Below are 12,926 nucleotides of genomic sequence, written 5' to 3' on the forward strand. Positions count from 1 at the left end.
CAACGCCGCACCAAGTGAGAAATCTAGAAACATTACCCAATCTTACTGGAATAGAAACATACATGAGCCACACTAGAGCGATAAATGCTACAGCGAATGAGCTTCCCTCATCTGGGATGCGAGCTCAGACATTTTTTTATGTTGCAGGAAACTTTCCATCTCTTCCTCCGCCTGAACCATAACCTGCTGGATCAAACACGCTGCATTATGATTCTGTGAGCATTCAAACAAGGAAGCCTTGCCTTCGATGGCATGAATGATTTCCAGAAAAGAAGGATCAGGGTTCTTGCGACTAAGTCGATAACCGCCATTGGCACCGGATGTGGATTCGATCATGCCCGCTTTGACCAGTTTGGTTAGTATTTTGGACAGGTACGTTGGGGAGACTTTTTGAAATTCAGCCAGTTGATGCACGCTAATCAGTTGCTCAGGCGCAGTGCTAACCAGATATAACATTGTGTGGAGCGCATAGTTGGTCGCTTTGGAATATTTCATGAGAGGACACCTCATATATACGGATTTAATTTATCCATAATAGACCTGATTGAAGGCCCTGTCAAACGAATCCACATGAGAGTCCCAAGGTAGATGGCTTTGCTGAAGGTTTGATTCATCCATTTTTCTTTTTTATTTATGGTAAAGCCCACGGTAATCAGTAGGTGTCATGCCCTCATGCGCCATAAACTGACGGTTAAAATAACTCGCATTAGGATATCCCGCTTCCTCGGCAATCTGCCCAATGTTGGCCGACGGGCGTTCAAGTAGCCACTGCTTGGCCATCTGTAGCCGTGAACGTGTGATAAACTCCATTGGCGTCATCTCTACGGCATTCTTGAACATTTTGCAAAAATAATACGTACTCACTCCTGCGCGATCTGCCCAGTCTTGTAACAGAAAAGGCTCACAAGCCTCCTGCTGCATCTGCGGCAATAACGACAGCACTCGGCTCTCCGTTTTGCTCGTGGTACGTGTGTTCTTGAGGGGTACCGCATGCTGTACAAATTCCGCCAGCAGAGCATAGGTCAACGTGGACAACTGGGCTGGACGAAGCATCCGGTTCTGTTCCACCTCTTCAAGCAACGCCAGATGAGCGTCCTCCCAGGAAGTACGCTGTCTCAGCGTCCATAAAAGGTTGCGGTGCAATCCCCGTTCCAGCATATAATCATGCAGCCGTTCTCCGTAAAAATGAACCCAGCGTACGTCCCACGGCTCATCTTCGCTACTATAGTAATGTTGCCGTTGATGCGGAAAATAGAGCACCGCTTGACCTGCCCTAAGCTCGTGCACTATCCCATCGGCCTCCACATATCCTTTACCTGCCGCAACATAGTGAATGTTGAAATTATTAAGCACCCCTGCCTCACGTAATACAGCGTGCTGGGTATGATCCGTATAATGTCCAACGGACTCCGGGTAACAGAAATAGGGGATATCCTGCAGGGTCAGCAATACGGTTTGTCTCATCATGGTTGGTTCACCCCATTAAGCAATATTGTGTTAATTCAATTCAATATATTATCATTTTAATTCATTCATCTATTCTTTATAATCACAATATACATTCAAATACAGGAGGAAACAAGTTATGAATTCTGTTCAAAAGTTACGCTGGGGCATTCTCGGCAGCGCCAACATTGCAATAGGTTCCGTCATTCCTGGCTTGCAGCAATCGGAGTTGAACGAGGTTACCGCTATTGCCAGCCGTGATCTCGATAAAGCACAGCAAACCGCTGATAAACTTGGAATTGAAAAGGCTTACGGAAGCTATGAAGCCATTTTAGAAGATGATTCAATCGATGCCGTTTACATTCCACTTCCGAATCATCTGCACCGGGAATGGACGATCCGCGCAGCACAAGCTGGCAAACATATTTTATGCGAAAAACCACTCGCTCTCACGGAAAAAGAAGCACTAGAGATGGTTGAAGCTTGTGCAGATGCAGGCGTGCATCTGGCTGAAGCGTTTATGTACCGCCATCATCCGCGTTATGACCAGATTCGGGAGATTATTGCCAGCGGCGAGATTGGTGAAATTCGTGGCATCCACAGTACGTTTTCGTTTAACAATTCGGGTTCGTCCGGCAACGTGCGTTTCCGCAAAGAATGGGGTGGCGGCGCGCTGTACGATATCGGCTGTTATTCCATTAGTGCGGCTCGCCTTCTGCTGGGACAGGAACCGAAAGCGGTAACTGTTATCGGTATGTTCTCACCAGAGCATGATCAGGTGGATATGATGGCTTCCGGACTGCTTGAATTCGATAACCATGTTGGCGTTACGTTTGATAGCAGTATGTGGGCAGCCTTCCGTAATACGCTGGAGGTACTTGGCTCTGAGGGTATTATTGAAGTCCCTTCGGCTTATATTGCTCGTACAGACAGTAGCTCCAACTTCTTTGTTACTGCAGGTGGCGAACGTCGTGAAGTTGAGGTGCAACAGGTCAATCATTATGCATTACAAGGGGATGATATGGCTCGCGCTGTACTTCAGGGCAAAGAACTTCGTTTCGCCCCTTCCGATGCGGCAGCCAATATGAAAGTCCTTGAAGCTTGTCTGCGCTCGGCAGAAGAACGTACACGAATTACGTTGTGAGGAACTTTATATAAGAGAGGACGGTTTAATCTATGGAATTTATTGAAATCGCCGGTGCTGGCAAAAAAGTCTCAAGGCTAATCAAAGGAACAGACTATTTCTTTCATGATACGTATGAGAAAGCTGCAACCAACCTGGATGCGTTTCTGGCAATCGGCGGCAACACGGTAGATACAGCGCACATCTATTGCGGCGGACAGAGCGAAGAGGTACTGGGACGTTATATGAAGGAACGCGGCAATCGCAACCAGATGGTGATTCTCACCAAAGGGGCACACCATGACCAGAACGGCCCTCGCGTGAATGCGGATGCCATTCGCAAAGACCTAACTGAAAGCCTTGAGCGTTTACAGACGGAGCATGTCGAGCTGTACGCACTGCATCGGGATGATCCTAACATGCCTGTGGCTGCCATTCTGGAGGCACTAAACGAACACATCGAGTCTGGCAAAATCGGCGCCATCGGCGCCTCCAACTGGACCTGGCAGCGGTTAGAAGAAGCTAACGCTTATGCCGCCTCCCATGGTCTCAAAGGATTCACGTTCAGCAGCCCGAACCTCAGTCTCGCCAAAGCGAACGAGCCATTCTGGGCAGGCTGTGTATCGGCGGATGCCGAAACGCTCGCATGGCATGAGCAAACAAAACTGCCGCTCCTGTCCTGGTCTTCCCAGGCTCGTGGTTTCTTCACTGGTCGATTCACACCAGAGGTACGCGACAATGCAGACTTGGTGCGTGTATTCTACAGTGATGGCAACTGGGAACGACTGCGTCGTGCCGGGGAATTGGCTGCATCCAAGAATACAACGGCGATTCAGATTGCGTTAGCCTATGTATTGAATCAGTCCTTCCCGACCTGCGCATTGATTGGGGCACAAAATCAGGCAGAGTTGCTCTCCTGTGACGAAGGCTCCCGCATCACGCTAACTTCGGAAGAGATCGCCTGGATCGATCTGGCTAGTGAGGTTAAGCCAGCAGGTGTGTAAGGATGATGTCCTGAAGTATTAAATATTTTCTAAGTTATTATGTATTTCAGCAAACGGTACCTATGATCAAAATAAATAGCGATGTTGCTCAACACGAACGTAATCGGGATGTAACATTAAAGAACAACAGACAACTAAATAGAAAAAGGGGTTTAAGCAGAAGAATGTTTGCTTGAACCCCTTTATTTTGGTGTTTTATCAAAACTTTGCTACATAGTAGCATACATAATTTCACCTAGTTATAAACCAGCCAGTATGCTGCTCATTCTGATGTTTATTTCTGTACGTTTCATTAATCGTGTAAATCAATAACTCATCTATTTTTTTGATTTACTATCAAAGAACAATGACATATTGTCGATATAATTAACAAAAAACGAGGAGGTATCGTCATCATGGTTCTGAGAAAGCTCACCGCCACATTACTAGTATTTCTGCTCTTAACAACATCGCTTGGCGCAATTCAAACCAATGCAGCTTCGCCAACAGCCACAGGGCTGAATTTGCCTTTAGTCAAGACATATAAAGCTGGCGAGGTGCTTAACTTCACCGTAGTATTTGTTGAGGATGTAACAGTGACAGGTGGAACGCCTAGCCTAAAGCTCGATATTGGTGGAACGGTGAGGGAAGCTATCTATGTGTCCGGCTTCTCGAAGTATTTGCAATTTTCTTACACGGTTCAATCAGGCGATAATGATGCGGATGGTATTCAAGTCTCAGGTCCTATTCAATTAAATGGTGCTTCCATTAAGAATAGTGCTGCAGAGAACGCTGATCTCGGAAGCGGTTTTGGGCCAGGTGGTACGTCGGTGATGGATACAGGCATAAAGATAGATACGGTCATTCCGACTATTCTTTCAGTCAGTTATCCTGCTGACAAAACGTATACTACGGGCGAATCTCTCTTATTCACAGTCGCATTCTCTGAAAATATCGTCGTTAATACCCGGTATGGCACACCCTATCTCAGTCTCAATATCGGTGGAACAGAAGTACGCGCAGAATTTTTTTACTCCATAGGGTCCAATCAGATTATATTTCAATACATCGTAGAACCTGGACTTGAAGACTTCGACGGAATCATACTTGACAGTGAAGTGAAAATGTATGGAGGTACGATTAGGGATACAGCTACTAATTTGATCAATCCCGTTTTTCCTGATGGAACCAATACATATCTTTCTGGTGTACAAGTTAGTACTGGCGGATCTCCTTTCATAACGGAGATTCCTAGTGACGGATACTATAAGGAAGGCGATATTTTGAATTTTGCATTTCTATATCCATCGGATGTGAATGTAACCGGCGAGCCATATCTCCCATTATTCTTCGGCACGACGGAAACACCGACAGAACATCAAGCAAAGTTTGCAGAAGTATCCGGGAACAAAGTCTTATTCCAGTATATTATTCAAAGTGGGGAGGAAGCTTTGAACGGTATAAGGATTGGCAACGCCATTCAATTGAACGGTGGAAGCATCAACGACTCGATCCAACAGACACCCGTATCAAACATGATCCATAAACTGGCCCTTTCGGATGTAATCGTCGATGCCGTCCTCCCTCAAGTTCAGCATTTCTTTCATACTCCTATCAATCGGAATTACACTACTGGAGAAAGCTTCGAGTTCAAGGTTCGCTTCTCTGAGCCTGTTAAGGTTAACGGAACTCCAAGTTTGTCATTAATGTCTGGCGGCCGTTCGGTAGCTCAAGCTGTGTATATGCCCGATGCACCAATCTTGCAATCGACTGATCTCGTATTTCGCTACACCGTTCAAGCTTCCGATAACGATGTTTTTATTGACGCATTAGGGCTGCTTGACAGCACCAACGGAACGATTGTTGATTATGGGGACAATACCAGCCAGGCCAGCGTGGGCAGTTATGCAAGTGTCCGAATTGTAATGAATGCTGCAACTCCAACGATTACGTTAGTAGAGATGCCTGAGCCCAAATCTTATTATGAGGGCGAGGAATTACTCTTTAAGGTCCACTTCACGGAAGCAGTACGGGCGTACACCAATCGTGCAATTTTACCGCTTACCATTGGTAGCAACACGGTTGATGCGATATATGCCAGCGGTTCACGTACGAACATACTGACATTCAAATATGTGGTACAGGCGTCTGACCTTAATACCGATATCATGACCGTCGGAAGCGCCTTGCTTCCCAATGGAGGAACTTTAATAAGTAAAGATGGTTACGGCATTCAGGCTGATTTAACACTTAACAATGTTGGAAGCACTTCAGGCATAATTTTTGGACAGGCTCCGCCACAAGCACTCAATGTAAGCATCACGGGAACAGCCCAGGTTGGTTCAACTTTAAGCGGCAGCTACATTTATCAAGATGTGGACTCCGATGTGGAGGGGAATAGCACATTTAAGTGGTACCGATCCGAGGATACACTCGGGACGAACAAGACAGCCATTTCAAATGCAACAACGCGATCCTATACATTACAAGCAGCCGATATCGGAAAGTACATTAGCTTCGAAGTGACACCTGTCGCTCGGACAGGCAAGATTACAGGATTGGCAGTGGAGAGCGTGTTCACCCCGGCTGTCACGGCAACATCAGTCACTATACCTGCAGTACCTACAACACCTACAGCCTCCACATCGCCAGCAACGAACGAAAACCCAATTCCAACCCAAGCTGCAGATGTAGATGTTATTGTTAACGGCAAAGTAGAGCGCGCGGGAACGACAACCACATCTAAACGTAATGGGCAAACTGTATTTACAGTAGTGATTGATGAGAAAAAGCTGGAGAACAAGCTCGCGAAAGAAAAGCTGGGCGCAACTGTCATCATACCGGTGAACATCGAGTCCGATATCGTCGTTGGTGAACTAAACGGGCAGATGATCCAAACCATGGAAAAGATGCAGGCAACTCTGGAAATGAGAACGAATCAAGCAGTGTACACACTCCCCATGCAACAAATCAATATTAGTTCGATTTCCGACCAAATCGAAAAATCGATTGCTCTTCAAGATGTAAAGTTTCAAATTGAAATCGCCAAAACAACTGCAGAGGCAGCAAAAGTGTTGGCGAATATAGCGGATAAGGAAGCTTTCACTACGGTCGTTCCACCAATTGAATTTACAGTTAGAGCCCTACATGAAGGCAGAACGATTGTTGTATCAAAGTTTAGCACCTATATCGAACGCATGATTACAATCCCAGACGATGTTGATCCTAAAAAGATTACAACAAGCGTTGTTGTCGAACCCGACCGCTCCGTTCGTCACGTTCCTACCAAAGTCGTCTTAATTGACGGGAAATATTACGCAAAAATAAATAGTTTGACTAACAGCTCATACCTGCTCATATGGCATCCAATAGAATTTAGCGATGTTATACAGCATTGGGCAAAAGAGGCTGTCAACGATTTGGGTTCACGTATGGTTATTGATGGCATAGGGGACGGTTCTTTCCTTCCTGATTCGGATATCACTCGTGCTGAATTTGTGGATATCCTTGTTCGGGGACTGGGACTGAGGCTGGACAACGAACCTGCTCCTTTCTCGGACGTAAAAGCTTCTGACTGGTATAACAATGCGATTCATACTGCTTATTCGCATCAATTGGTCAACGGTTTAAAAGATGGCAGCTTCCATCCGAATGCTAAGATTACCCGTGAAGAAGCTATGGTTATCACCGCTAAAGCGATGAAAATCACTGGATTAAAAGCTTCTCCTCCTTCTTCCATCGACATGGTGCTACATCCTTATTCAGATGTGGAAAAAGCCTCAAATTGGGCGTTGAGCGGCATCTCTGACAATATTCAAACTGGCATCATAATGGGAAAAGGCAGTAAGTATCTTGCTCCAAACGATTATATGACTAGAGCCGAGGCTGCAACAATCGTCAGACGTTTGCTACAAAAATCAGATTTGATCTAGAGTATATCTAATCTACGTAGGAAAATCTTGCTTTATTTCTATTTGCGAAAATGAGGAGTTAGAGAAATTTTGCGTTTCCTACCCAGCATATGTGCCAGAATCTACACCTAAAAAGGACATTCTCCAGCTTGCTACACTGGAGGATGTCCTTTAGTTTCATTTTGCTCCGCTTGCTACTGCTCGATTACAGCTTAACGATCTGACCTGTTTTCTCGGATTCAAAAGCAGCCAGAATGACTTGAAGTGAACGCAAGCCCTCTTCACCCGAGATGGATGGAGGCGTCTTGGTTACGATGGATTCTACGAATGCATCGATTACGCCGCTTGGTACTTGTTTTTCATTGGTAGCCATCGCGCCAACTTTGTACGTTTCAACCGTACCATTGGTCAACTCAACGATAACCTCGTCACCATCCACTGTGCCGATCTTCATTACGCCATTTTCACACCACAGCACGGTGCTGTTGTCTCCGCCTCTGTATTGTGTCCAGCTGGCTACGAGTGTGCCGATTGCGCCGCTCTTCATGCGCAGCAAACATGTCGCATTGTCATCCACATCCGTACCTTCTTTGTGCAGCGTGCTGATGAAACCAGCCACTTCGGATACTTCGTCGTTCAGCAAATAACGGATAAAGTCGGATTTGTGTACGCCAAGGTCACCCATCGCGCCCATAATGGCTTCTTCTTTGCGGAAAAACCAGCTACCTGCTCCGTCTAAACTCCAGCCTTCCGGACCCGGGTGACCAAAAGCAGTACGGAAGGTCAGCACTTTGCCCAATCGGCCGGAATCCAGAATTTCTTTGGCTTTCACGTGAGGAGGCATCAGACGTTGGTTGTGACCTACCATCAGATATACCCCGTTTTTCTTAGCCGCCTCAATCATTTGCTCGCCTTCTTCAGTGGAAACCGCCATCGGTTTCTCAACCAGCACATGCTTGCCCGCATTGGCAGCGGCAATCGTCATCGGTGCATGCAGATAGTTCGGTGTGCATACGCTAACCGCTTCCACTGTTGTTTCGTTTGCAAGCAATTCCTCGTAACTGGAATATGCTTTACCGCCGTACATTTCAGCCATTTCCTGCGCACGCTCCACTACCGGATCAGCAAATGCGACAAGTTCTACGTTCTCATTGGCAGCGTACTCTGGAATATGTCTGCGCTGAGCGATGGCTCCACAGCCGAATACAGCAACTTTAATTTTACTCATGTACAAAAGTCTCCTTTGACAATTAGATTCATGTTTGACACGGTTAGATGTTATGTTGAGTCGTTTAACTCTTAAAACTGGTTCAGATAGTTTTGTTTCAGCCAGTTGTGGCTGTTCTCAACGCTCTCAAGCGGAGGGTTCTGACATACGTCCTGTTCCACGATCAGCCACTCTACCCCTGCATTTGTTGCGCTTTCAATTACAGCCGGCAGATCCACTTCACCTTGTCCCAGCTCCAGTGTTTTCATCTGACCCTGCTCGTCTTTGCTGAAATCTTTCAAGTGAAGCAGCGGCAAACGGCCCGCATATTTATTAATATACTCGATTGGATTTTGTCCGGCAAACTGTACCCAACATACGTCCATTTCCACTTGTACCGCTTCTGGAGTCGTTTGAGCGAACATCGCATCAAAAGCATTTGCATCCCCAACTTGGCCATGGAATTCGAAGTCATGGTTGTGGTAACCAAAGATCAAACCTTGTTTCGCTGCTTCGGCTCCGTACTGTTGCAATTCTTCAAACAGCTTTGTCCAGCCTTCTGCATTGTCCGGGCGATCTTCCGGCATCAGATAAGGGCAGATCATATATTGTGCACCAATTGTTTTCAGGTAATCGATTTGTTTTTGCAGGTCTTCGCGCATCGCATGAAGGGACACGTGGCTACTGAAACCTTTTAGACCTAGCTCATCTAGTAGCGCTTTCATTTCCTCTGCTGGAATGTCGCCATATCCGGCAAATTCAACCCCTTCGTATCCAAGGGCGGCCACTTTGCGCAGTGTACCACGAAAATCTGCTGCAGTTTCATCACGAAGTGTAAAAAGTTGCAAACCAATGTTCAATTTTTTCATGACAGATACTCCTCTGCTCTCAAATTTGCTTACATTGCTCTATCTGGTATCATCCTAACGCAAAACAGGCTAAAATGAACATATACAATATAATCGAAACATGAACTATCTGATCAAATTTTATTTCCATCCTAATGTAATCCGTGAATTCAGTTCTATGGCTGCATGCTGGCAGTCCTATAATTCCGTCGATTCAATAGGATCGAATGATTGGGGGACGTACATCTGTGGAAACTTTGGACACATCCGTACTGATCTGTGATTACTCCTATCACTACAAGGCATTCACCCATAATATGAAAGGCGAGCTAGCCACCTATCTGTTCCGCTTGCAGACGGAAGGATCGTGCAAAGTATATGTACAGGAAGAGGAATTCCGCATGACCAGCGGTGATTTGCTTTTATTAAAACCAGGGGACGATTATCGCCTCGTCGTAGATGAACCACACAAGGAAGGGCGTTTGTCGAGTGGGGACTACTATCTCTTCTGTGAAGGCGACTGGATTGAAAAGTGGTGGAAACGCCAGCAACGTCCAACAGTAAGCCGTATTGGTCTGGATGACAAATTGATCAGCCTGTGGCGCAACATGCTACTGGAGAAGCGTCGCGGCCCGCTGGAGGAAAATACGGAGCTGAAAGACGCCCTGCTACGGGGATTATGCCTTTACATTGATCGGGCGATTACGGAAAATATTCAGACCGACCGGGCCGTTTCTTCAGCGCTTAAATTGAAGCGTTTTATCGAAGAACATGCCACAGTCACGTTCAAATTGGAGGAAGCTGCCCGTTATGCCGGACTGAGTCTATCGCGGGCCGTGCGTTTATTCAAGGAACACTACAATCAGACCATGATCCAATATGCCATCGAAATTCGACTGAACGCCGCACTGGAGCGTATGAAATACAGCGAGATGACACTAGAGCATATTGCCGAGTCCTGCGGTTTTGCGAGCTACTCCTATTTTCACCGGGTATTTCGGGCGCATTTTGGCGTGTCTCCAGCGGAATACCAAAAATCAAAGCAGCATGAACCGATAGATGATCTGGAGCATGTGTAAAGTGAAACACTATAATTCCAATCCATTCGGCGATGTATTCTCAATCATTACTTATTACCTTCATTCTAAAACTGGATGTACTGGAGTGATCCCATGAACTCGAAACGCAAAGTTCTCATTATCGAGGACGAACATGACATTTCTCGCATTTTACGCGATTATCTGATGAAAAATGGATATGAGGCCGCCGTTGCTGCCACTGGAGAGGATGGACTTCAGATTATGGAGTTGCTCCAGCCGGACTATATTATTCTCGATATTATGTTGCCAGATCAGGACGGTATCGATGTATGCCGTGAAATTCGCAGGCGGAACAACATTCCCATTCTTATTCTAAGTGCCAGAGGAAGTGATACCGACAAGGTACTGGGGCTTGGATTTGGTGCAGACGACTATATGAGCAAACCTTTCTCCCTGAGCGAGCTGCTCGCCAGAATCAATGCTCACTTCAGAAGATACGACAGTCTGAACACGGTACAGGATCACTCCCATCTGCTACGTTTTGCTAACCTGGAGATTGACAAGAAGGCTTATAAAGTTACCGTAAATGGTAATGAAGTCTCTCTATCGGCAAAAGAATTCCAACTTTTATATTATCTCGCCAGCAACAAAAATCAGGTCTTCTCCAAATCTCAATTACTTGATGCGATCTGGGGCTTCGACGCTTACGGAGATGAAAATACAGTAACGGTGTACATACGCAGACTGCGGGAAAAGATCGAACACGATGCCTCTCATCCAACCCTTCTAAAAACCGTCTGGGGAGTCGGATACAAGTTTAATCATGACTAAGCACGAATGGAGAAGCGTTCATGTCACTACATAACTGGTCTACACGATGGCTGAAATTATCATTAGCAATCCTACTTCTAATTCTGCTGTGTAGCCTTGGCTTATTCCTTCATATGCTCACATCTCCTTCTTCCAGTGAGTCTGCACCGATGATTAATCAGGTGCGTCTGAAGGTTAACCCGATACTGCTTGAACTGGAGCAAAATCATAATCGTCTTGCTGACCCTGTTGTTCAGGAGCAAATCCGCACCACAGCGAGCAAAGAAAACATTCCTTTTTCCTATGTAGGATTGGATGGTCTAATCAAACTGTCCTCTGTACCATCATCCGAAGGTACATTAGTAAACCTTAGATCTGCGTTACATTACAACTTGGCAGATGTGTTACAGATTGCGGACGGTAATGAATTGCTGGATATTGCTTTTCCCGTCATGGGAAGCCCAAAGCCAAATGGCCATCAGGTCGGAAATGTTATTTTCACCGTACCCCCATCTCTTGTATTTGCTCACAAGACGTCTACTGTTCCCATATTCTTGCTGGTTGCAGTAATCATACTTTCCCTTCTGTTCATGTTTCTTCTATACACCATCGTTCGCCGGATCAAAGGACAGTTGTTAACCCCGGTCAATCAGCTGAAACATCATGCCGAATCGATTCTTAAAGGCAAATACGACGAGAAAATCCAATATCAACGCACGGACGAAATAGGTGACCTCTACGCTATGCTGGACTTGATGCGGATGGAGCTTATGCATTTGAGTACACAGCGCATGAGGCAGGAAAAGGCTCAGAAAGAGCTCATCACCAATATCTCTCATGATCTCAAGACTCCCATTACCACGATAAAGGCATACATAGATGCGATCTCCCAAGGGGTATGCGAAGATGAAGATACCCTCAAAGAATATTTGGATATTATGCAGATCCATACAGACAAAACAGCCCGGCTAGTAGAGGATTTGCTCGTTCACGCATTACATGAGCTTGGGCAGATCTCGGTTGAGCCACAAGAACGATACAGTCGTTCCGTCTTCGAAAATATGCTGAGACCCATTGCACATATCGTGCAATCCCACGGATTGACCTACGTACAGCCTAGCCCTATCCCTGACGTACTTATTCGGATTGATCCGGTACGCATAGAACAGGTCGTCTCCAATCTGGTATCTAATGCACTTAAACATACTGCTCCCGGTGATTATATCCGCATTCATGCCGAGGTTCACTCGGGACAATTCAAGCTGACCATCACTGATTCGGGGCGAGGGATACAGGCTCAGGACATGCCGTTTGTATTTGAACGGTACTTTAGAGGTGGCTCTTCCTCTTCCCCCTACTCCACTCCAATTCAGGAAGGAACAGGACTTGGCCTCTCGATCTGCAAAAGCATCATTGAAGCACATGGAGGACAGATTCATTTTTCCAGCAAAAACGGTCAAGAAACTCTCTTTCAGTTCAGTCTGCCTTTATGTTGAAGTGACAAATAGCAATGAAGGGATACTGATCATGAATACCTTTTTAACTCTGAGCTGTCCTA

Annotated in this window: 10 protein-coding genes; 6 read left to right on the forward strand and 4 right to left on the reverse strand. The window is 46.0% G+C overall.

Annotated features, from left to right (window positions below):
* Window positions 1-87: 87 nt before the first annotated feature.
* On the reverse strand, window positions 88-495 hold the full coding sequence (locus tag MHI38_RS12075; RefSeq protein WP_090924327.1) for an RrF2 family transcriptional regulator: 408 nt from the start codon (window positions 493-495) through the stop codon (window positions 88-90).
* A gap of 132 nt (window positions 496-627) precedes the next feature.
* Window positions 628-1,467, reverse strand: a complete 840-nt coding sequence (locus MHI38_RS12080; RefSeq protein ID WP_090924328.1) for an AraC family transcriptional regulator — start codon at window positions 1,465-1,467, stop codon at window positions 628-630.
* A gap of 118 nt (window positions 1,468-1,585) precedes the next feature.
* On the opposite strand from MHI38_RS12080, the gene MHI38_RS12085 reads away from it, so the two are divergent.
* From MHI38_RS12085 to MHI38_RS12095, 3 genes are all read left to right on the forward strand, one after another.
* Entirely contained in the window at window positions 1,586-2,590 is a 1,005-nt protein-coding gene (locus MHI38_RS12085; RefSeq protein ID WP_154891798.1) for a Gfo/Idh/MocA family protein, read from the forward strand.
* Between the two features lie 32 nt (window positions 2,591-2,622).
* A complete protein-coding gene (locus MHI38_RS12090) occupies window positions 2,623-3,573 on the forward strand; it encodes an aldo/keto reductase (protein ID WP_341181279.1) in 951 nt (316 codons plus the stop codon).
* A 395-nt stretch (window positions 3,574-3,968) separates the two neighbouring features.
* Window positions 3,969-7,484: an S-layer homology domain-containing protein gene (locus tag MHI38_RS12095; RefSeq protein ID WP_154891796.1), complete on the forward strand. Its 3,516-nt coding sequence runs from the start codon at window positions 3,969-3,971 to the stop codon at window positions 7,482-7,484.
* A gap of 184 nt (window positions 7,485-7,668) precedes the next feature.
* Here the strand turns inward: MHI38_RS12095 and MHI38_RS12100 are convergent, their stop codons facing one another.
* On the reverse strand, window positions 7,669-8,691 hold the full coding sequence (locus tag MHI38_RS12100; RefSeq protein WP_123065946.1) for a Gfo/Idh/MocA family protein: 1,023 nt from the start codon (window positions 8,689-8,691) through the stop codon (window positions 7,669-7,671).
* Between the two features lie 71 nt (window positions 8,692-8,762).
* Window positions 8,763-9,539 carry a sugar phosphate isomerase/epimerase family protein gene (locus tag MHI38_RS12105; protein WP_145334688.1) on the reverse strand — a complete coding sequence of 259 codons (777 nt, stop codon included), beginning with the start codon at window positions 9,537-9,539 and terminating at the stop codon, window positions 8,763-8,765.
* Window positions 9,540-9,775: 236 nt separating this feature from the next.
* Between MHI38_RS12105 and MHI38_RS12110 the strand changes: the two genes are divergently transcribed.
* The 3 genes from MHI38_RS12110 to MHI38_RS12120 all read left to right on the forward strand — a co-directional run bounded on the left by MHI38_RS12110 (window position 9,776) and on the right by MHI38_RS12120 (window position 12,864).
* Complete coding sequence (locus tag MHI38_RS12110; protein ID WP_090924364.1) at window positions 9,776-10,597, forward strand: helix-turn-helix domain-containing protein; 822 nt, start codon at window positions 9,776-9,778, stop codon at window positions 10,595-10,597.
* Window positions 10,598-10,690: 93 nt separating this feature from the next.
* Window positions 10,691-11,389 carry a response regulator transcription factor gene (locus MHI38_RS12115; protein ID WP_154891795.1) on the forward strand — a complete coding sequence of 233 codons (699 nt, stop codon included), beginning with the start codon at window positions 10,691-10,693 and terminating at the stop codon, window positions 11,387-11,389.
* 20 nt (window positions 11,390-11,409) lie between these two features.
* Complete coding sequence (locus MHI38_RS12120) at window positions 11,410-12,864, forward strand: ATP-binding protein (protein WP_154891794.1); 1,455 nt, start codon at window positions 11,410-11,412, stop codon at window positions 12,862-12,864.
* Window positions 12,865-12,926 lie beyond the last annotated feature (62 nt).

Origin of the sequence: Paenibacillus sp. FSL K6-1558 (assembly GCF_038002565.1) — a bacterium.
GTDB classification, from domain to species: Bacteria; Bacillota; Bacilli; order Paenibacillales; family Paenibacillaceae; genus Paenibacillus; species Paenibacillus polysaccharolyticus.